This window comes from uncultured Dialister sp. (assembly GCF_937959425.1).
Taxonomy (GTDB): Bacteria; Bacillota; Negativicutes; order Veillonellales; family Dialisteraceae; genus Dialister.
Map to the genome: position 1 here is coordinate 1 of NZ_CALGPS010000183.1, position 22,343 is coordinate 22,343.

General features: G+C 50.4%; 14 protein-coding genes, 1 tRNA gene, 1 other RNA gene and 1 pseudogene. 14 read left to right on the top strand and 3 right to left on the bottom strand.

The annotated features are described in order from the left end of the window. Positions 1-126: 126 nt before the first annotated feature. The 3 genes and pseudogenes from Q0482_RS07380 to Q0482_RS07390 form a co-directional block, all read right to left on the bottom strand. Complete coding sequence (locus tag Q0482_RS07380; RefSeq protein WP_299145108.1) at positions 127-1,854, bottom strand: DUF4127 family protein; 1,728 nt, start codon at positions 1,852-1,854, stop codon at positions 127-129. Between the two features lie 1,654 nt (positions 1,855-3,508). Next, positions 3,509-3,597 (bottom strand) — tRNA-Ser (locus tag Q0482_RS07385). A gap of 11 nt (positions 3,598-3,608) precedes the next feature. Continuing rightward, a pseudogene (locus Q0482_RS07390) lies at positions 3,609-4,274 on the bottom strand (nucleoside deaminase); the annotation flags it as partial. On the opposite strand from Q0482_RS07390, the gene Q0482_RS07395 reads away from it, so the two are divergent. The 14 genes from Q0482_RS07395 (at position 4,179) to rimO (ending at position 22,330) form a co-directional block, all read left to right on the top strand. After that, positions 4,179-4,625 (top strand): histidine kinase, encoded by a 447-nt coding sequence (locus Q0482_RS07395; RefSeq protein WP_299145109.1) that lies wholly within the window; start codon positions 4,179-4,181, stop codon positions 4,623-4,625. The pseudogene Q0482_RS07390 and the gene Q0482_RS07395 overlap by 96 nt on opposite strands. A 273-nt stretch (positions 4,626-4,898) precedes the next feature. Further along, complete coding sequence (gene recJ / locus Q0482_RS07400) at positions 4,899-6,911, top strand: single-stranded-DNA-specific exonuclease RecJ (protein ID WP_299145111.1); 2,013 nt, start codon at positions 4,899-4,901, stop codon at positions 6,909-6,911. Positions 6,912-7,140: 229 nt separating this feature from the next. Further along, a complete protein-coding gene (locus Q0482_RS07405) occupies positions 7,141-9,312 on the top strand; it encodes a bifunctional (p)ppGpp synthetase/guanosine-3',5'-bis(diphosphate) 3'-pyrophosphohydrolase (RefSeq protein WP_299145178.1) in 2,172 nt (723 codons plus the stop codon). Next, positions 9,309-9,758 carry a D-aminoacyl-tRNA deacylase gene (gene dtd, locus Q0482_RS07410; RefSeq protein ID WP_299145113.1) on the top strand — a complete coding sequence of 150 codons (450 nt, stop codon included), beginning with the start codon at positions 9,309-9,311 and terminating at the stop codon, positions 9,756-9,758. The genes Q0482_RS07405 and dtd overlap by 4 nt, the downstream gene beginning before the upstream one ends. 9 nt (positions 9,759-9,767) lie before the next feature. After that, on the top strand, positions 9,768-10,412 hold the full coding sequence (locus tag Q0482_RS07415; RefSeq protein WP_299145115.1) for an MBL fold metallo-hydrolase: 645 nt from the start codon (positions 9,768-9,770) through the stop codon (positions 10,410-10,412). Further along, positions 10,409-11,461: an AI-2E family transporter gene (locus tag Q0482_RS07420; RefSeq protein ID WP_299145117.1), complete on the top strand. Its 1,053-nt coding sequence runs from the start codon at positions 10,409-10,411 to the stop codon at positions 11,459-11,461. The genes Q0482_RS07415 and Q0482_RS07420 overlap by 4 nt, the downstream gene beginning before the upstream one ends. A gap of 10 nt (positions 11,462-11,471) precedes the next feature. After that, positions 11,472-11,939: a Fur family transcriptional regulator gene (locus Q0482_RS07425; RefSeq protein ID WP_299145119.1), complete on the top strand. Its 468-nt coding sequence runs from the start codon at positions 11,472-11,474 to the stop codon at positions 11,937-11,939. A 252-nt stretch (positions 11,940-12,191) separates the two neighbouring features. Further along, positions 12,192-13,454 carry a histidine--tRNA ligase gene (hisS, locus tag Q0482_RS07430; RefSeq protein WP_299145121.1) on the top strand — a complete coding sequence of 421 codons (1,263 nt, stop codon included), beginning with the start codon at positions 12,192-12,194 and terminating at the stop codon, positions 13,452-13,454. A gap of 42 nt (positions 13,455-13,496) precedes the next feature. After that, positions 13,497-15,305 carry an aspartate--tRNA ligase gene (aspS, locus tag Q0482_RS07435; protein WP_299145123.1) on the top strand — a complete coding sequence of 603 codons (1,809 nt, stop codon included), beginning with the start codon at positions 13,497-13,499 and terminating at the stop codon, positions 15,303-15,305. A 54-nt stretch (positions 15,306-15,359) separates the two neighbouring features. Next, a non-coding RNA gene (gene ssrS / locus Q0482_RS07440) (6S RNA) lies at positions 15,360-15,542 on the top strand. A 449-nt stretch (positions 15,543-15,991) separates the two neighbouring features. Next, positions 15,992-17,308 (top strand): replication-associated recombination protein A, encoded by a 1,317-nt coding sequence (locus Q0482_RS07445; RefSeq protein ID WP_299145125.1) that lies wholly within the window; start codon positions 15,992-15,994, stop codon positions 17,306-17,308. An 85-nt stretch (positions 17,309-17,393) separates the two neighbouring features. Beyond that, positions 17,394-19,889 (top strand): DNA translocase FtsK, encoded by a 2,496-nt coding sequence (locus Q0482_RS07450; RefSeq protein ID WP_299145128.1) that lies wholly within the window; start codon positions 17,394-17,396, stop codon positions 19,887-19,889. A gap of 60 nt (positions 19,890-19,949) precedes the next feature. Next, entirely contained in the window at positions 19,950-20,993 is a 1,044-nt protein-coding gene (locus Q0482_RS07455; RefSeq protein WP_299145130.1) for an extracellular solute-binding protein, read from the top strand. Further along, positions 20,990-22,330, top strand: coding sequence for a 30S ribosomal protein S12 methylthiotransferase RimO (gene rimO, locus Q0482_RS07460; RefSeq protein WP_299145132.1), 1,341 nt, complete (start codon positions 20,990-20,992; stop codon positions 22,328-22,330). The genes Q0482_RS07455 and rimO overlap by 4 nt, the downstream gene beginning before the upstream one ends. Positions 22,331-22,343 lie beyond the last annotated feature (13 nt).

Below are 22,343 nucleotides of genomic sequence, written 5' to 3' on the forward strand. Positions count from 1 at the left end.
TAATCTAAGCCATTATCTTCCATGAACCCTTGTTATGTAATCCGGGAATCTAGGAAACAGGCAAACCGCGCCTGCAGCGCGAAGGAAATACATCCCCCTCTGAACCCGGGGCCGTGATGCGTCCCTTTATTTATTAATCACAATGGTAGAAATATCCCCTTCATTTCCATCATCGGAAGAGGAAGCAGGAACGGGGGCTTTTCCCGCTGCCTTGGCTTTAGCCTCGGCTTCTGCTTTGGCCTTTGCTTCAGCCGCTGCTTTTTCTTCGGCTATGCGCTGTTTCTCTGCTCGGGTCTGGTACACGGTGTATCTGGGCTTGGAGGAGACAAGGGCGTTGATTTCAAAGAGACGGTTCCATGGGAAGTCTGCAGACACGGTAGCGGGATTCAGGCCCATTTTCTTTTTAGCAAATTCCTGGATTTCTGCTATCATTTCCTCTTTGATGGCAGGGGTGGGTACCATATTGTTTGTTTCCTTTTCCGTCATGCGGGCGATGTTCTTCCGTACATTGGCCTGGTAGGCCCAGTTGTCGATATACTGCTCCGTGAGCATATTCTTATGGTCCTCTTCCGACATGTCCGGCGAGAGCACCGCCTGGGCGATGGCGTAGCCGATGGTGTTGGACGCCGTGTTCCAGCCGTTATAGGCGGCTACTTTATAAAGCAGGTCGTCCTTTACCATAAGGTTCATGAGCGTGTTGTCGGAGCCGTTGGCAAAGTACACGTCCACCATGGAAACGGGAATGCCCCGGTCTACCACATTTTTCACTTCATTCATGAAATCGGTGGTACTCTGCTTCAGCATGCCGAAATTGCTGAACTGCCCCGATTCGCCGGTGGAGGAAATAGGGGTATTCACAGCCAGCACGATGTCGGGAATATTCTTTCCCGCCATAGTGCCGCCCACTGCTTCGATGTGCTCGCTGATGGTCTTCCCGATGGGCTGGTTTTCATAGCTGGGAATCGTATTTTCCGCCCGTCCCAGGGGGTAAATCACCGTGAAGGATGGTTTTTGATGATTGCTGTCATTGTGGTAGCGGGCGATGAGAAGGAGTGCCAGCTGGTCTGCGCCGGGGAAAGAACCGTATCGGGAAGGGGGGAGGCTCTTTGCGTCTACTGCCAGATAGCGGGCCTCAAGAGCGGACTGGGAGTTCTTGCTGTTATCATCATGACCTTCGCAGAAATAGGTGAAAACGCCGCTCTTCGTATCCTTGATGAGCATGCGGTTGATGGTGTTGTTCTTCGTACGCCGCTTGAACCAGTCCTGCAGATATTCAGAAGGAATGGAAAGCTTCAGAGAAAGCATTTCCGCTGCTTCATCGTTGGAAAGTTTTCCTGCGTCCATCTTGTCCTGCAGTCCCGACAGGCGGTACAAATCATTGCCGTACTTGGTATAATAATAGGGCTCCACGCCGCTGCCGGAAGCATAGGGCGTGCGCATGATGGTGCCGAAGGCATAAATGGGGGTTTTAGGGTACTGGGAGTGGAGAGCCTTGATTTTATTTTCCCGGGTCATGAGGGTATTAAGAGACTCATTATGTTTTCTGGAATCCACAAGGCCGCCGTAAATCAGTGAATCCGTGGAAATCACCGCCGCATCGGCCCGCGCCATATTCTGCTGCACCCAGCGCCATATCTGGTCAGGACTGCCCCGGAAATTCTTCCCTGACAGATACGCCCTGGGCGGTGTCAGTATAGTATAGCCCGCCCTTTCGGCAGTGGAAACCGTATAATCAAGACTGACAGGCCGGTCATCCTGGGGCACAAGCAGGATGGTCTTTGCCTCAGCCGTACTGACAAAGACAGAAAGACCTGCAGCCAGAGCAAGAAGACAAATCTTTTTATGAAAAATCAATGGTGTTACCTCCCCGTGAATTGAGAAATGAGTAATTTGTATTATTATATCATGTGAGAAAAATGACGGGGAAATGATTTTGAAAAGAAAATCAGTACTTTGGCATTTTGATTTCTCCTTGGCTGACAGATGGAATTTATATTTCAGAACATGGAAGAATGAAAACAGGGGCGTGGAAAATCCGCCAAATAAAAAAATCTTTTGAAATTTTTCCTCCTCTTTTCAAAAATAAGGATCTCCCGTTATTTATATAGTAGAGGGACCTGAAAGGCCCGCGGTTCTACCGGAAATCACACCATATGTTTCCAAGATGCGCATAAGAAATGATTCTATGGAGTGACGGAAAGCAGGCAGGGTACCGCCTTTCTCCCTTACCTTACCCGGCCGGAAAGGTTAAGAAAAAACATAAGGAAATCCGGAACTTCCTCATCTATCACGGCAGAAATGACGGGAGAATCCTGCCTGGCGCGCGCCGTCGTGTCATAACACAGAAGCGGCCGTAGACCATGCAAACACCGAACTCATTGGGCATAGGGGATGGGAAGACCGGGTTTCTTTGTGGTTGAAAAAGCAGCTCTATGGAGGGGCTGCTTTTTTATTCTTTTCTCTGATGGAAAACGTAATCTCTGCCTTCGTCATTTCGACTGCAGCGGAGATTGTACTGCAGAATGAGGCTGCCGGCTATCGGCTTTGGTGGGCGCCTTTTATGGACGCGCCCTGCGGGCTTGAAGGTTCAGATGGTTCGGCCCGCTAAAAGCGGGCTGGTTCAGAGGTTCAAAGGGAACGGTGGGCGCCCTTAAATAATGAAGGGCGCCAGTTTATATAAAACCTTTACAACTGTCCTTACGGGTGAGGGAAAACCATACAACCGGGCTGACGCCCGATGGAAATGCGGCACCCCCTTTGGTGGCTGGTGCCACCACCTTACCTCTGCAGGCGGGGGTAAAACAACTCGTGCTTAGCGTAGAGCAAACTATGGCAGCCATGCTTCAGCCATGATTCGTGGAGCTTTATTGTGCCCCCGCTTTTGCGGGGGAAAGGTGGTGCCGTAAGGCACCAAAGGGGGAGAAGCCGCCGGAGGCGGCTAATTCACCACAATGCTATTCTTGCATATGACACTCAATGAGCCTGGCATTATCTGAGCTGGCTGCTAACTGCTAAAAGCTGACTGCTTTCGACTATAGGATTATGGCCTTAAAAATTTCAAAATTTTTTCTCTCCAGGGGGTATAAAAATCGAACCTTCTGCGATATTAGTATCAGAGGGATGAAAAGGCCTCATGAGATGATGAATCTGATTTCCTAAATGCTCTCTTCCACATCCGCGGTAGAGAGGAGGGCAGGGGAGAGGGGAGACATCAGGGAATTCCACTTTTCATCCTTCCGCTTCTGAAAGCCCGGGAAAACAGAAGGAAGCAAGAAAACAGAAGACAGAAAAGCAATAAGGAAGAGCGATCGCAGGACTTTCCTCTCTTTAGCGACAAGTATCGAGCAGCACCTACGTATGTAGGAGGGCCAAGGCGCGTACGCCGTATCTACTGGTTGAACTTACCTGGATACTCCCCCTGATAGGCTTTTCTGTCTTTTTGCGTGGGATCCTTTGAAGAGAGCTTTTTTCCGTATAATAAAAAGCACCCCTCAGGGTGCTTTGCTTTTGGCGGAGCAGGTGGGATTCGAACCCACGGGCCCCGAAGGGCTAACGGATTTCGAGTCCGCCTCGTTATGACCACTTCGATACTGCTCCATATGAAATTGTGAGCGCCGACGGGCGAAGAATTCATCCATCAATGTCTGGCATTTTTCTTTGCAGATGCCGGAGGTGACTTCCATGGTGTGGTTCAGCACAGAAGAGGAGGTGAGATGGAATCTTGAGTCTACAGCTCCATACTGGGGATTGGGGGCACCGTAGATGAGCCTTGATACTCTTGCATTCAAAAGGGCGCCGGCACACATCGGACACGGCTCTATGGTAACATAAAGGGAGGCGCCAGTCAAACGCCACCTTTTGAGGAAGGCGGCGCCTTTTCGGATGGCTGTGATTTCCGCATGGGCGGTGGGGTCGTTTGTATGTTCTTTTTCATTGTGGGCAGAGGCGATGATGAGGTCTTTGTACACCAGTATGGCGCCTATAGGGATTTCCCCTTCAGCCCCTGCTTTTTCTGCTTCTTCCAGGGCAAGGAGCATATATTCTCTGTCTGTCATATTTCCTCGTTTCTTAAAAGGATGTTTTTTTCTAAAATTATCATAATCAATGTGGAAATAAATGGCAAGGCAGGGTAGAATAAAGAAAGGCAATAACCATATTTCTAATGGAAGGTGAATCTGATGGCAGAAGAAAAAAGAGTCAATCTGAAAGCGAAGAAGTTTGAAGCGTATATCCAGAAGAATAATATGAATTTCTTCAATAAGAATGAAGTTCATGATGAAGCGGACACGGTGGTTTTCCAGTCCAATATCAAAGTGGAAGGCCAGACCATTCCCATGGGCATTATTACGGACAACACCATTTATACCATTATCCGTGTGCAGGTAGGAAGCCAGCTGGTAAAGGAAGGAAATAAGGCTAAATTCCTCGAATATCTGAACTCCCTGAACAGAAGCTACAAGGTATTCAAGTATGTAGCTGCAGATGACGGTTCCATTTTCCTGGACTGCTGCCTGCCCAGCACCAATGACAGCTTTGATCCTGAAATCGTCCGTGTAGTACTGGATGTGGTGGTGGATCACCTGAATTCTGAATATAAAAATATTATGAAAGAAGCTTGGGAATAAAGACTTCTTCCCCGGAGCGTGGAGCTCCGGGGATTTTTTTATGGGGACGCCCTGGTGAACGTGAAGGTTCAAAGGGGACAAAAGTTGTGGCCGCAAGAGTAAAAAGGCAGGCTCCCCAGTCTCCAGTCTCCAGTCCCCAGTCCCCAGTCCCCAATCTCCAGTCCCCAATCTCGACCTTTTATTGAGAATGATAATATACGGTAGTCATTGAGAATACGAATAAAAGGTGATAAAATAAACAGGAAAATAAGTAATGAGAATTGAGGACTTTTTATGAATACAGACAAACAGAACTACAAGTGGAATATTAAAATCGACGGGACGGGGGAAGAGGCGGTGCCTGCTTTCTTTTCTTCCTATCATATACCCCGGGGGCTGGGGCGGATCCTGATGCACCGGGGGATTGACAGCGAGGAGAAGCTGTCCCATTTCCTCTATGACGATTTAAGCTGTCTTTCGGATCCATTCCTTATGAAGGGCATGGACAGGGCGGTGGATCGTATTTTACGGGCCATAGAGGGCCACGAAAAAATCGTGGTGTATGGAGACTATGATGTGGACGGTATTACATCCACGTCCATTATGATGCGCTGTCTTTCGTCCCTTTCTGCCGACGCAGGTTATTATATTCCCCAGCGGGAGAAGGAGGGGTATGGCCTGAACCGGGCGGCTCTGGAAAAGCTGGCAGGGGAGGGATACAGCCTTCTTATTACGGTGGACTGCGGTATCAGTTCTGCAGATTTGATTTCCAAAGCGCCAAAGGGCCTTGACATCATCGTCACAGATCATCATACGCCGCCGGCGGTGCTGCCTTCCTGTGTGGCTGTGTTGAATCCTCATCAGGCGGACTGCCCCTATCCCTACAAAGAGCTGGCAGGCTGCGGCGTGGCTTACACGCTCTGCCGGGGGCTTTATCTGAAGCGCTTTGGCAGGGATTATGACGGTACGGTGGAGCTGGCAGCCCTTGGTACCATTGCGGATGTGGTTTCTCTTACCGGGGAGAACCGGATTCTTGTAAAGGAGGGGATGAAACGGTTCGTCCGCACCCCCATCAAGGGGCTGGCAGCGCTTTTGAAGGCGGCGGGCATTGTTCATGATGATACCACTGCCGTCACCAGGGCGGACCAGGTGTCCTTCGGCCTGGCGCCAAGGCTGAATGCAGCGGGCCGCATAGCCCATGCGTCGGAGGGGGTGCGTCTTATGACCACTTCGTCGGCGGAGGAGGCGGAAAAGCTGGCGGAAAGGCTTTGTGAAATCAATATGACCCGCCAGCAGATTGAGCGTACTATTTTTGACCAGGCAAAGGAGCGGATAGCAGAGCTTGGCATAGAAAAGGATATGGCCCTTGTGGTGGACGGGAAGGACTGGCATCCCGGGGTTATCGGTATAGTGGCTTCCCGCATTTTGGAGTTCTATCATCGTCCGGTTTTCGTCATTACTGTCCGTGACGGTGTGGGGAAGGGGTCCTGCCGAAGCATTCCTGCTTTCAATATTTATGAGGCTCTTTCCCGTCAGTCGGATATTCTGCTCCAGTTCGGCGGTCACAAGATGGCAGCAGGCTTTTCCATTGCAGAGGATAAGATTCCGGAGTTCAGGCGCCGTATGAACGAATATGCGTCAGAGGTGCTTACAGAGGAGGACTGTATTCCGGTGCTGGATGTGGAGGAGGAGCTTTCCATGGATGATATCAGTCTTGATTTCATTCATTCCCTTGATCTTCTGGAACCCTGCGGCGCGGATAATCCGAAACCTCTCTTTTCTATCAGAGGCGCCTTTGTGGAAACGGCCCGCCATATGGGGGCTGACGGCCGCCATTTCAAGTGTCAGCTGTCCGGGAAGGACAGTCTGGTAGACGCCATTTTCTGGGGCGTAGGGGAAGAGAATCCCTGCCAGGCAGGGGATGTGGTGGATATGGTCTTCGAGCCGGAGGTGCATGAGTGGTACGGTGAACATGTACAGCTTATCGGTAAAGATATCCGTGAGGAGGATATGCGTCTTCTGGACAGGGATTATCTGGCCGATGTGTACAGGAAGCTTTCCGCTATTCTCCGCAATATGGCCAAGCCGGTGCGGGAGGTGCACTACCTCATGGGAAAGAAATATAATTTCGAGCCAGTCCGGCTGGGCATGGCGCTGGCAGTCTTTGAAGAGCTGGTCATCCTGTCCCGGTTCAGCCGGAACGGGGAGGATTTCTACCAGAAGCGAATCATCGGCGGCAAGCTGAATTTATTAAACTCTTCCATATATAGAAAGCACAGGATTCAGGGAGGTGGACGAAATGGATGAAACCATGGATAAAAAGAAAATGATAGAGGATGAGGAGCTGGCAGAGGGGCCGGTGAAGGCTACCAATCTGGCAGGTGTATTCAACCAGAATCTGAATGAGGAAACGATTCATACCGATGCCTCTGCCTCTACCCTCGCTGAATTCCTGATTCATCAGGAAGAGTACGTAGAGAAGCAGAAACAGAAAAAAGACTGGGGCGGCGAAAAGGAAGAGGAATACAAGCGCCTCATGGATAAGGTAAGAACCTATATCAAGAATCCAAAGAGTCTGGAGGCCATTGAAGAGGCCTATGAACTGGCCAGCAAGGCTCATGCCGCCCAGGTGCGGGCTACCGGCGAACCTTATATCATTCATCCACTGGCAGTGGCCTATATTCTGGCGGAACTGGAAATGGATGCCCAGGGTATTATTGCTGCCCTTCTTCACGATGTGGTGGAAGATACGGAATATACGCTGGAAGATATCAAGATGATGTTCGGTGAGGAAGTGGCTTTCCTGGTGGACGGGGTGACGAAGCTGTCCCAGTTCCACTACAAGGATAAGGAAGACCAGCAGCTGGAAAATTTCCGTAAAATGTTCCTGGCCATGGCCAAGGATATCCGGGTGGTTGTCATCAAGCTGGCGGACCGGCTTCACAATATGCGGACTCTTGGTGTTTTCCGGCGGGAAAAGCAGCAGCGCATCGCCAAGGAAACCATTGAAATCTATGCGCCTCTGGCTCATCGCCTCGGTATTTACAATATCAAGTGGGAACTGGAGGATCTCTGTTTCCACTATCTCCATCCCGATGAATATTATGACCTGGTACGGCAGATGAAGCAGAAGCGGAAGGCCCGGGAGGAAATCGTCAATGATACCATGCGGGTGCTTCACGACCACATCGAGGAAGCGGGCATTAAGGCTACTATTACAGGACGGCCCAAGCATTTCTACAGTATTTATAAAAAGATGAAAAGGGACAATAAGGATCTGTCCCAGATTTATGACCTTTATGCAGTGCGGGTCATTGTAGATACCATTCCCCAGTGCTATGCGGTGCTGGGCATCGCCCATTCCCTGTGGAAGCCGCTGCCCAACCGTTTCAAAGATTATATCGCAGTACCGAAGCCCAATATGTACCAGTCTCTTCATACCACTGTCATCGGTACGAAGGGACAGCCCGTAGAAATCCAGATCCGTACCTGGGAAATGCACCATATTTCCGAATACGGCGTGGCAGCCCACTGGCGGTACAAGGAAGGAAAGCAGGCAGGGTCCAAGGATTTTGACGCGAAAATCAGCTGGCTCCGACGCATTCTGGAATGGCAGGATACAAGCAATCCCAAGGAATTCATGAATGCCCTGAAACTGGATGTTTTCTCCGACGAAGTCTTCGTATTTACGCCTAAGGGGGATGTGATTAATCTGCCGAAGGGTTCCATTCCCATCGATTTCGCCTACCGCATCCATACGGAGGTAGGAAACCGGTGTGTAGGGGCCAAGGTGAATAATAAAATCGTACCGCTGGATACGAAGCTGAAGAACGGCGATATCGTTTCCATTATTACTTCCAAAACAGGGAAGCCCAGCTATGACTGGATCAATATGGTAGGCGCCGCCGATTCCAAAGCCAAAATCAGGAGCTGGTTCAAGAAGGAAAATCGCAGCGAAAATATTTCCAGAGGCCAGGAAGTGCTCATCCAGGAGGCTGACCGTCTGGGCTATGAGTGGAAAAAGCTCATTGCCAAGGACCGGCTGGCCCAGGTGGCTAAAACCTTTAACAACATGAGCGTAGATGACATGCTGGCGTCCGTGGGATTCGGCGGTGTGGCCGTGAAGAGTGTCATGCTGAAACTGACGGAGCTTTACAAGCGGGAGCTGAACGCCCAGAAGCCTACGGCCCAGAAGACGGCCAAGGCTCTGGAAAACCTGAAGATGAGGAGCGTGAAGACCCGTTCCAACAGCGGCATTCTGGTAAAAGGGGAAGAGGGGCTGGTGGTGCACCTGTCCAAGTGCTGCAACCCGGTGCCCGGTGACGATATCGTAGGATTTGTAACCAGAGGCCGCGGCGTGTCGGTTCATCGGGCAGACTGTCCCAATGCCATTAATTTCCCGGATAAGGACCGCATGATCGATGTATCCTGGGAGGAACAGACCAGCAGCATGTTCCTTGTGACCATCGAAGTCATCAGCTATGACCGGACAGGCCTCATGGCGGATATACTGGCCGCTTTGACGGAGATGAAACTTTCCGTGTCCACAGCCAATGTAAAGGTGGAAAACAACGGCATGGCAGTCATGCATCTGGGCATCCAGATCAAGGATCTGCAGCAGCTGGACTTTATTATGACGAAAATCAGAAGAATCAAGGGCGTTCATTCTGTGAGACGCATGCATTCAATGCAGGGAGATGGAAAATGAGAGCAGTTGTACAGCGCTGTAACTGGTGCAGAGTGGATTCGGAGGGAAAAGAAGTTTCCTCCATCGGGAAAGGCCTTTCTGTCCTTCTTGGCGTCAAGAAGGGGGATACGGAAAAGGATGCGGACTATATTGCCGACAAAATCCTGCACCTTCGCATTTTTGAAGATGAAGCGGGAAAATTAAACCTTTCCCTGCTGGATATCAAGGGGGAGCTGTCCATTGTGTCCCAGTTCACCCTCTACGGCGATGCACGCCATGGCAGGCGGCCCAGCTTTACGGAAGCTGAAGCACCGGATAAGGCGGATGCATTGTACCGCAAAGTGGTGGAAAAATGCGAAAAAGAAGGGGTCACCGTAGGTACCGGCGTGTTCCGCACCTATATGAAGGTGGCCCTTGAAAACGATGGACCTGTTACCATCCTTCTGGACAGTGAAAAGAATTTTTAATGGAGATGCATGATGAAGATTATGTACATGGTCCTTGGACCATTTATGACAAATACCTACATCCTGTATAATGAGGAAACCATGGAGGGGCTGGTGGTGGATCCTTCCTTTACGCCGGACCATTATATCAAGGCCATTCAGGACAAGAAAATTCATCTTGAGTCCATTTTCCTCACCCATGCCCATGTGGATCATATGGCCGGCATGAATGAGCTGAGACGAGCTTTTCCAGATGCCAAGATGTACATGGATAAAAGGGACCGGCCCTTCCTGCGGGATGCAGAAAGAAATCTGTCTTCCATGTTTCCTGTGCCCACCCTGGTGGATGACGCCGATGTGTGGGTAAAGGATGGAGATGAAATCGAAACCTGCGGGTACACATTCCGTGTCATTGACACAGCCGGCCATACTCCCGGCGGGATTTCCTTCTATTTAAGGAAAGAAGGCATCGTCTTTACAGGAGACTCCCTCTTCCAGGGCTCCATCGGCCGTACCGATTTTCCCGGCGGCAGCATGAAAGAACTTACCGGCAGCATCAGGAAGAACCTTTTTGCCCTGCCTGACAGCACGGTGGTCCTTTCCGGCCATGGAAATCAAACCACCATCGGGGAAGAAAAGAGAAGCAATCCCTTTCTCACCGGAGGCATCCTATGAAATGGGGCGTTGAATTCTGGCTGCGTACAGCCATTGCGGCTGCTTTCGCAGCGGTGATTATCGCAGCGCCGTCGGTTCTCTTCCCTTTCGTGGTATCTTTGATTATTACCACCCTTTTAAATCCCGTGGCCCATGCGGTGTACGGACAGGCGCAGAAAATGGGATGGAAAAAGTTTCCCTATGATATGGCCATCCTCTTTTCCTTTGCTCTTTTCATTGCAGTGATTTATCTCATTGCAGTCCATATTTTTGTACCTTTCATTTCTGAATTTCAGGAATTCATTAAAAGCGTACCGGGCATGCTGGCAGCGGTGCAGCAGGCCATTCCGGAGCTGGAAAAGCAGTACCAGCTCTCCCTTATGCCGCCGGAAGCCAAGTCCCTTCTGGCCCGCATCCTTCAGGATATCGGTGAATATACACTGAAAATCGCGTCCTTCAGCCTTTCCGCCATTTTCACTTTTGCCAGTACGGTGGTGGAACTCATTGTGGTTCCCTTCATTACCTTCTACATGATGAAAAAGGGCGGGTACTTCGTCAATGCATTCATCCATATTTTCCCCGAACGTTTCCATAACCATCTGGAACAGCTTTTCAGGGAAATCCATTTCGTGCTGAATGCCTATATTCGGGGCCAGCTGCTTCTTTCCACCTTGATGGCGGTGGTGGTTTTCATCGGCATGTGGACTTTGAATATTCCTTATCCACTGGTTATCGGCCTTCTGGCAGGCATTGTGGAAATGATTCCTTTAATCGGGCCGATTATCGGCGCCATTCCGCCGGTGCTTCTGGGCCTTCTCCAGGGAACCACTGTCATGCTGCAGGTTATTGTTTTCTACATCATCGTGCAGCAGGTAGACGGTCATTTCGTCATGCCCAAGCTGATGGGCAGCATTATCAATGTGCACCCTGTGGCCATTATTGCCGGTGTCCTCATCGGCGGCAAGATTTTCGGCGTCCTTGGCATGATGATTGCAGTACCCCTGGTGGCAGTGCTGCAGATTCTCCTGAGACATATGTGGTTCTATGACAGATATAAACGAGTACGGTGATGGAGGGACTATGCGAAATATGAAAAAATCAACGGTCATGAATACCCTGAAAAAGAAAATCAGGGAACATAAGTATAAATTTACCACCCAGCGGCAGATTATTCTGCAGGCTTTCCTGGACAGCAAGGAAAACCATATGAGTGCCGAAGATGTGTATGAAATGGTGCGGGACGAAAATCCGGATATAGGCCTGGCAACCGTGTACCGTTCCCTGGAACTTTTCACCCATTTGGAACTGCTGAAAAAGCTGGACTTCGGCGACGGCAGAAGCCGCTATGAATTAAATGATCATAACCTTTCCCACTCCCATCACCATCTCATCTGCCTGGGCTGCGGAAAGGTGACAGAATTTTCCTATGATTTTCTCAACGAAGTGAAGGATAAAATCAAAAAGGAAAACGGCTTCAATATCGTAGACTACCAGCTGAAATTCTACGGGTACTGCAAGGACTGCGCAAAGAAAAACCAGAATCTGTGAGGGACATACAGCTGCAGAGCGGCCGCCGCAACCCTTGGCCCCAAAGGCCCCGTCAAACCCGAGAACCTTGAGCCGCTGCAGGCTGCTGTCCATCGTAAGAACCTTTACGCCAAAGGCTCCGTCCAATTTCAATTTGCCAACATACCCCGTAAGATGGTACAATTTAATTTGTTAGTGTAAACGGAAAGAGGAAAGCCTCTTTCCGAAAGAATGCCTTTGCAGGTAGTTCTGCAAAAATAAAGAGGTGTCGTTATGCAGGCATTAAAAGGAACCCATGATATTCTGCCTGAAGAAGTGTACAAGTGGGATTATATGGAAGGAGTAATCCGGGATGTATGCGCCCGGTACGGATACAAGGAAATCCGGACTCCTATTATTGAAGCCACCGAGCTTTTCCAGCGTGGAATCGGCGATACTACCGATGTGGTAACGAAGGAAATGTATACATTTACGGACAGGGGAAACCGCTCGGTGACTCTTCGTCCGGAAAATACGGCTTCTGCGGTAAGAGCCTATCTGGAACATAAAATGTACGGCGATCAGCAGGTACATAAGATGTTCTACATTGGCTCCATGTTCCGCTATGACCGTCCCCAGGCCGGGAGGTACAGGGAATTTCATCAGTTCGGCCTGGAAGTGCTTGGCGCATCTTCCCCTCTGGCTGATGCGGAAGTTATTGCCATGGCCTGTGAAATTTTCCACAAGCTGGGGCTGAAGGATCTGGATCTCCACCTGAATTCCATTGGTGATAAGAACTGCCGTCCTGCTTACCGTCAGAAACTCATCGAATTTTTTGAAGGGAAGAAGGACCAGCTCTGCGACGACTGCAGGGAAAGGCTTTACAAGAATCCTCTCCGCATTCTGGACTGCAAAGAGGAAGGATGCAAAAAGGCATCCATCGGCGCTCCGGAAATTACGGATTATCTCTGTGATGACTGCCATGCAAAGTTTGAGGCAGTGAAACATTATCTTGACAGCCTTGGCATTTCCTATACCGTGGACCCACGGCTGGTAAGAGGTCTTGATTACTATACCAATACGGCCTTTGAAATCCAGTATCCGCCTTTGGGCGCCCAGAGTGCCGTATGCGGCGGCGGAAGGTATGACGGACTGGTAGAGGAAATCGGAGGCCCCTCTACACCGGGCATCGGCTTTGCCATCGGTCTGGAACGGCTCCTCCTGGCTCTGGAAATGCAGAACCTCATTCCTGCTCCTAAATCCCAGAAGAGGGTCTATATTGCAGCCCTTGGGGAAGACGCAGTGGCGGAAGGATTTAGAATTCAGGAAGAACTCCGGGGTCTTGGTATCCTGACAGATATGGACCTCCAGGGCAGAAGCCTTAAAGGGCAGATGAAACAGGCAGGGAAGCTGGATTCCCAGTTCACCGTCATCATCGGAAGCAACGAACTGGAAAAGGGTGCAGCTGCTGTGAAGAACATGGCTGACGGAACCCAGCAGGACATTCCTTTTGCAGAGGTTGCCGGTTATATTTCAAAGGAAGAACATCACTCGTAAGAGTTGATTCTTTTATAAATTATTTTAAAGAGGTGCTCTAATATGGAAACAATGGCAGGGATGAGAAGATCCTGCGGATGCGGTAAGGTAACAGAAAACGACTGTGGCAAGGAACTGACACTGGCAGGGTGGGTGAATACACGCCGCGACCATGGCGGTCTGATTTTCATCGACCTTCGCGACAGAAGCGGTATCGTACAGCTGGTTTTAAGCCCCCAGTACGGTGAAGAGGCTTTCCACAAGGCGGAAGGCGTAAGAAGCGAATACGTGCTGGCCGTAAAAGGCAAAGTCCGTGAAAGAAGCGCTGACACCGTGAACCCGAAGATGAAGACCGGCAAGGTGGAAGTAGTAGTTTCCGAACTTCGCGTCCTGAACAAGGCCAAGACTCCGCCATTCTATGTGGAAGACGGCATTGATGTAGATGAAAATGTCCGCCTGAAATATCGCTATATCGATCTCAGACGTCCGGAAATGCAGAACCATCTCATCATGAGACATAAGATTGTCCATGAAATGAGGACATTCCTGGATGAACACGATTTCCTTGAAATCGAAACACCTATGCTTACCAAGAGCACCCCCGAAGGCGCCAGAGACTATCTGGTACCGAGCCGTGTGAACCCAGGCAAGTTCTATGCCCTTCCCCAGTCCCCGCAGCTCTTCAAACAGCTCCTCATGGTTTCCGGTCTGGAAAGATACTTCCAGGTAGCCCGCTGCTTCCGGGATGAAGATCTCCGCGCCGACCGCCAGCCTGAATTTACCCAGCTGGATATGGAACTGTCCTTCGAAGACCAGGATTTCATCCTTGACCTCATGGAACACATGATGCAGAGAGTCTTCAAGAAAGTGCTGAACCGGGACATCGAAATCCCCTTCAAGAGAATCAAATGGGACGATGCCATGAATCTTTACGGCTCCGATAAACCGGATCTCCGTTTCGACATGCACTTCTACAATATTTCCGACCTTCTCCGGGATACCGGATTCAAGGTGTTCCGTTCCGTTCTCGATAACGGCGGCGTAGTGAAAGCCATCAATGTCAAAGGCGATGCTGCTATTCCCCGCCGTGAACTGGACGGTCTCGTAGATTATGTAGGCCACTATGGTGCCAAAGGCCTGGCATGGATCGGCTTCAATGAAGACGGCAGCCTGAAATGCCAGATTACCAAGTTCCTGGGCGAAGATAAAATCCGTGAAATCGGAAAAGCCTGCGAAGCTGAAAAGGGCGACCTTGTCCTCATCATCGCCGACAAGCCGAAGGTGGTGGCCCAGGCCCTGGGCGAACTGCGTCTGGAAATGGCACGCCGCATGAACCTCATCGACCCCAACGAATTCTGCTTCCGCTGGGTTACCGATTTCCCCATGTTCGAATACAGCGAAGAAGAACATCGCTATGTAGCTGAACACCATCCATTCACCGCACCTCGTGATGAAGATGTACAGTACCTCCTTACGGACCCCTCCAAGGTTTACGCCAAGGCCTATGATATGGTACTGAACGGCGTAGAAGCAGGCGGCGGCTCCCTCCGTATCTACCAGGAAGACCTGCAGGAAAAGGTATTCAAGGCCATCGGCATTTCCCAGGAAGAAGCAGAGCAGAAATTCGGCTTCCTCCTGGATGCATTCAAGTACGGTGCTCCGCCCCATGCAGGCATTGCCCTGGGCCTTGACCGTCTCGTCATGCTCATGCTCCACCTGGATTCCATCCGCGATGTCATTGCCTTCCCGAAGACCCAGAGCGCCATCGATCCGCTCACCCAGGCTCCGTCTACTGTAGCAGACAAGCAGCTCAAGGAACTTCACATCAAGGTGGATATCAAGAAAGAAAAAGATCTCTTCGAAAAAGCATAAATCTTTGTCACAGCCTTGTAAAATGATGGGATTTTTGCTACACTATCTGTAAAGGAAACCCTGCTGTGCACGTCGTGCCTTCTTATTTTGAACCAACACCTTTATAACGGGAGTTCAGCGCTGATGAGGTGAGTCAATGCCCCGTAAGGGGACTGTTCAAGAAACCTTGTCTCAAGAACACCCACCTGCAATTATGCAGACTCAAAATACGGCAAAAAACGACATGGTGGGGCGCTAAACAATCAAGCCGTCAAGGAATTCTTGGCGGCTTTTTTGATGGACCGCTTCATGCTGCGCCTTCGGCGTGTGGGGTGACGGGCTCTGAGGACTTGAGGTTCGACAGGCCTTTGGCCTGAGAAAGAAGGCTCTGGCAGTACGGCATGCAGTACTGATGGCACAAAGGCAGGTTCCGTAACGTCCTGCGTTCCCTTGAGTGGAAGAGGGCCACGAAGTGGCGCAGGGGTATACGAGGGTAAGCAGAGGAAAGATAATCGATACTCCATGCGGTTGTGGCTGCTGCAGGGGGCAATAAAACGCATTGCCTCCAGGGCCCTCTGAACCGTTTGAACCCTCTGAACCCGGGCCGCCGCAGGCGGCCCCCCTTCACACGGAAAATCTGTTTGATTTTTCTTCCCATTCATGGGATAATAGAGGGGAAACATTTGTATTTGAGCGAGGCATGGATTATGGACTCTTTATTTGATTACGATAATGGTAAAACCGTTTCCTATGCGCCTCTGGCGGACCGCATGCGTCCTGAAAGGCTGGAGGACATTCTGGGGCAGGAAGGAGCGGTGGGGAAGAATTCCTTTCTTTACCGTATGATTGAGAAGGATACCATTCCCTCCATCCTTCTTTTTGGACCTCCGGGCTGCGGTAAGACAACCATTGCTTCGGTGATTGCAAAGATGACGCACAGCCATTTTGTGAAACTCAATGCTACAGCCAGCGGTACGAAGGATATCAGGGATGTGGTGTCCAAAGCCAAGGAGGACCTTTCCTATTACCGCAGAAGGACCATTGTATTTATTGATGAAATTCACCGTTTCAACAAGGGCCAGCAGGACCTCCTTCTTCCCTATGTGGAGGACGGCACCATTATCCTAATCGGTGCTACCACGGAGAATCCCTATTTCGAAATCAACCGGCCTCTTCTGTCCCGGGTGCGGCTCATTCATTTGAAGGCCCTTTCGGAAAAGGCGGAAATTGAGATTCTCCGCCGTGCTCTGACGGATAAGGTGAAGGGCCTTGGAAATTATGGATACCAGGCTTCCGATGAAGTGCTTTCCATGATTTCATCCTATGCCTCCGGCGATATCCGCATGGCTTTGAATCTTCTGGAACAGGCTTCTTCCCTTCTTCCCATGAAGGGGACCCTCACGGCAAAGGAAATCAAAGAAGTTGCAGGGGACCATGTATCCGTATATGATAAGAACAGCGATTATCATTATGACATTGTGTCCGCTTTTATTAAGAGCATGCGGGGGAGCGACCCCGATGCGGCCCTTCATTACCTGGCCCGCATGATTCATGGCGGCGAGAAGACATCCTTTATTTCAAGGCGTATTATGATCTGCGCCGCCGAGGACGTGGGACTGGCGGATCCCAGAGCCCTGTCCGTGGCAGTGGCGGCAGCCCAGGCGGCGGAAATGGTGGGATTCCCGGAAGCACGGATTCCTCTGGCAGAGGCGGTTCTTTATATCTGCCTGGCACCTAAGAGCAACAGTGCTATCATGGGCATTGACAACGCTTCGGCAGAAGTAAGAACGAAAGCAGACTGGTCCATCCCCGACTATCTGAAGGATGCCCACTACAGCGGCGCCCATGAAATGGGTCATGGAAACGGCTACCTTTATCCCCATGATTTCGGCGGTTGGGTGAATCAGCAGTATCTGCCGCAGGAACTTCGGGGCCATGTGTATTACAAGCCTGTAAGAAACGGGGAGGAAGCGTCCATTTCCCGGGCCTGGGAAAAACGGACAAATAAAGAAAGTACGGATTAATTCATGGAGCCTGCTTTTACAGGATTAAAACGGCAGGCTATTGAATCAGAACTTTCTGAGAAACAGGAGTGTGTGATTGAAGAGTATGAAGAAAAAGACCACGACCGCCAGACGGCGGAAAAATGATGGATCTAATAGTTATGAAATATCAGGCATCATCATCTTCTGCTTTGGTATTTTTACCTTTATCAGCCTTTTCAGCCAGAGTACAGGAATGATGGGGAAATGGGTGAGCGATGGTATTCATTTTCTCTTCGGCCTTGGGGCTCCGGTCTCTGCTTTGTTCCTGATCCTTTTCGGCTTGAGGTATGCCCTGTCAGCAAGGGGCATTGCCATGAGCCGGAGGAACGTTCTGCTTTTTGTGCTCTACATTCTTTTTCTATGCCTGGTGCATCATTATTATGTGCCTCTTGGAAAAGAAATGGAAATTTCTGAAATCCTTACCTACGGCGGCCTGGCGGGGGGAGGACTGACAGCCTTCTTCCATCTGGTGCTGGGGGAAATCGGTACCACTATCCTCCTTCTGGGGCTTGCAGTGGTGGATATCCTTCTTCTGACCCACTGGTCCCTGTCCAGGGGGGCTGAAAAAGTGGGGACCAGAGCCCAGAAAATCAGTGCGAAGACCGGTGAAAAGCTGGGAGGCATGGCTCAGAAAATCCGAGAGAAGAAGGCAGCCATGGATGCAGCCCGTTCCGCAGCCCGGCTGGAAGAGCTGAAGGATAAACCTACGGAATTTATTTTCAAGAAGAAAAAAACAGAGGAACCGGAAGAGGCAAAAGAGCAGGCAGTGGAGATTCCGGCTGAATCAGAAGAGGAAGTTCCTCTCAATGAACCTGTGACAGAAGGATCTTCTGTTACGGAAGTGGAAGATTCTCCGGAAGTGGAAGATTCTCCGGGGGAAGAACTGCCTCCGGAAGTTCCCCTCCCGGAAGCAGAGGAAGAAGGAGAAGAGGAAGGAATCACACCGGTAGAACCGGCAGAGGAACCTTCTCCGGTGGCAGAAGAAAATACTGCGCCTTCTCCTGAAAGGACTGCAGATGAAAAAGAAATCGCTCCTGCTCGTCCGCCGATTACGGCCATTGTGAAACCGGAATATAAATTTCCGCCTCTTACTCTCCTCCATACGGATAATGCTAAGGGGGAAAGCCGGAGCGATGTGGCAAAGAATGCATCTGTAATTGAGTCCACATTGAGAAGCTTCGGCGTCATGGCCAAGGTTATCCATGCCAGCGTGGGTCCTACGGTGACAAGGTTTGAACTGCGGCCGGAAGTAGGGGTGAGGGTGAGCAAGATCGAAGGCCTTTCCAACGAACTGGCCATGGCTTTGGCCGCCACCCATATCCGTATCGAAGCACCTATTCCCGGTAAATCAGCGGTGGGCATTGAAATTCCTAATTCCCGGTCCGCTTCCGTGCCTCTACGGGATGTGCTTGACAGCAGTGAATTTAAAAACGGCAAGGGCCATATTCTGGTAGCCCTGGGCAAGGATATTACAGGCAAACCGGTGGTGACGGATCTGGCAAAAATGCCCCATCTTCTCATAGCAGGTTCTACGGGTTCCGGTAAATCGGTGTGCATCAATTCCATTATTACCAGTATCATTTACCACAGCCGGCCGGAGGATGTGAAGCTCATGCTCATTGATCCGAAGGTGGTAGAACTTTCCGTATACAACGGCATTCCCCATCTTCGTACCGAAGTCATTACCAACATGAAGAAGGCCGAAGGTGCCCTGAACTGGGCAGTGCGGGAAATGGAAGCACGCTACCAGCTTTTTGCCGGTGCCAAGGTGAGAAATATCGAAGGCTACAACAAGCAGAATCCGGACAAGAGAATGCCCTATATTCTCATTATTGTAGATGAGTTTGCAGACCTTATGAATGTGGCAGCCAAGGAAGTGGAAGTGCTTATCCAGCGGCTCACCCAGAAAGCCAGAGCCGCCGGTATTCATCTGATTCTGGCTACCCAGAGACCTTCTGCCGACGTGATTACAGGGGTCATCAAATCCAATATTCCAAGCCGCATTGCCTTCATGGTGGAATCGGCCCTGAACTCCCGCATCATTCTCGATGAAGGAGGGGCAGAAACCCTTCTGGGAAAAGGAGATATGCTTTTCAAACAGGCCGGGGCCCTGACCACGGTCCGTGTTCAGGGTGCCTTCATTTCCGATGAAGAAGTGGAGGCAGTGGTGGACTATGTCCGTAATGAATGCCTTGAGCAGGAAAAGGAACCGGTGAAGTACGAACCTATCGATCTTTCAGTACCGGATAAGAAAGAAGAAACGGGGAACGAGGATGAAGAGGAGCAGGATGATCTTCTGGAAGAAGCGGCGGAATGGGTGCTTGACACGAAGCGAGCCTCCGTATCCGCCCTGCAGCGCCGTTTCCGTATCGGCTATACCCGGGCGGGAAGGCTGATGGACTCCATGGAACGGCTGGGTATCGTCGGACCTGCCGATGGCGCCAAGCCAAGGGAAATCAGGATGGATAAGATGAAAGCCCAGGAGCTTTTCGAGACCATGAAGAATGGAGGACCATCGGAGTCACCAAAGAAAACAGCAGACCCGGAAGGATTGGGCTGAGGCATTGCGCAGCCTCTTTCCCCGAGACAGGTATGATATAATTTGGCAAGAGGTGATTCCATGAAACGACTGGCTTCCGTTTTTCTATTCTTACTGATGGCTGCCCTTGCCTTCTGGGGCATCCTGCGCTTTGCTCGCCAGCAGGCGGAGGCAAAGGCGGAGAAAATGTATCCCTCAGAATATGTGACGGTGTATACGGATATGCCCAATGGTATGCTGGAAGCTCTGGGCGATGCTTTTTATATGGACAGCGGGCTGAAAATGAATGTGGTATATGAATCTAAATCCCAGCTTTTAAAAGCAGGAAACCAGAGTGACCTGCCGGCTCCTGACCTGTATATCACATCCCAGGATACGCTCATGCATTTGAAGGAGGATAACAGGCTTGTTCCCTATGCCTCTGCCCAGACCGATACGGCCCTTAACCTTTTTAAAGATGAAGAGTGCTACTGGACAGGCCTTTGGGTGGATCCGGTGGTCTTTGCGGTGAATGAAGACTATGCAAGGAAGCACCCTGCCTTTTCCTACACCTGGGACGAAGTGCTTACAAGAAGTTCCGTCCGCCTTTCCATGACAGACTTCATTGCCGCCGATATGGCGGAGGATCTGCTTATGTGCCTGGCGGAGCATTTCGGTATCGAGCATACCTTTACCCTTTTAAGCAGGGCTCAGAACCAGATCGTTCAGTATGGTAAATATCTGTCTACTCCTTCCCGCATGGCGGGTATGGGAAAATGTGATATCGGTATTTCCGGATTGAATGAAGCCATTCGCAGCAGGAAGGAAAAAATGCCGGTGGAAATTATGTATCCCGAGGACGGCTCCCCCTGGTATCTTTTCGGCGGCGGCATTTCCGCCGATGCTTCCCATCCTGAAAGGGGAGAGAAGCTTCTGAACTGGCTTCTTACTTCCTCCGAATACAAGGATAAAATGGAAGAGAACCAGTATTATTATGTTTATGTAAATGATTCCAATATGAAACCGGACGGCAGTGGGCATTCCCTGTCTTTCTGGAATCTGGAAAAAATGTATTTTGATGAAGGAAGGAAAGATCTGCTTACCCAATGGGGTGAAAAGATACGTTTTGGAGGTACGAACAGTTGAAGAGAAAACTCGGATTTATCAGCCTGGGATGTTCCAAGAACCTGGTGGACACGGAAATGATGGTAGGCATCATGGAAAAGGCAGGCTATGAGCTGACAGAGGATCTGTCAGAAGCCCAGGTTATCATGATTAATACCTGTACTTTTATCGACCCTGCCAAGGAAGAGTCAGTACAGACCATTCTGGAAGCGGCGGAATACAAGAAAACAGGAAAATGCGAAAAGCTGGTGGCCGCCGGCTGCCTCACCCAGCAGTATAAAGAAGCGCTGGCAAAGGAAATCCCTGAAATCGACGTGTTCATAGGTACTGATTCCTGGCAGCATATCCTGGATGCGGTGAATGAATCCTATGAAAAGGATGAAAAGGTATTCAGCTTTGATACCACCCCCTGTGCCAATGAAGAACTCATCCCCCGGCAGACTCTGACGCCGAAGTATTCTGCCTATGTGAAAATCGCAGAGGGCTGCAGCAATGGATGCACCTTCTGCTACATTCCCTATGTACGGGGTCCCATGCACAGCCGGCCCATTCCTTCCATTGTCCATGAAGTGAGAAGACTGGCTGCCAATGGCACCAGGGAATTCAATCTCATCGCCCAGGATCTTTCCTGCTACGGCAGGGATTTGAAGAACGGCACCAGTCTGGCCGCCCTTCTTCGGGAACTGGTGAAGATTGAAGGAGTGAAATGGATCCGTCTTTTCTACCTTTATCCCACCTATTTTGATGACGAGCTGCTTCATGTGATCCTCACGGAAGACAAAATCTGCAAATATGTGGATATTCCCCTCCAGCACATCAGTGATTCTGTGCTCCAGCGTATGCACAGAAGGGATTCTTCTGAAAGCATCAGAACCCTTCTCCATAAGCTTCGTGCCGCTTCTCCCCGCATGACCATCCGCACCACCCTCATGGTGGGCTTCCCGGGAGAGACAGAGGAAGATTTCAAAGAACTCTGCGATTTCATCAAAGAAGTCCGTTTTGATGATATGGGGGCTTTCAAGTTCTCTCCCCAGGAGGGGACACCGGCAGCCCGGATGACAGACCAGATTGATGAAGAGGTGAAGGAAAACCGGTACCATGAGCTCATGGCCATCCAGGCCGGTATTTCCGAAGAGAATAACGAAAATCTCATCGGTGTGGAAACGGAGGTCCTGGTGGAAGAACTGGTGGATGACGGCGAAGGCCATATGCAGGCTAAGGGCCGCACTGCCTTCCAGGCGCCGGAAGTGGACGGCAATGTGTACATTGACAATCCGGGAGATTTAAAGCCCGGCGATTTTGTAAAAGTTAAAATCGTAGACGGCTACGCCTATGATCTCATTGCGGAAAGAATTTAATTTCCGGGGAAAT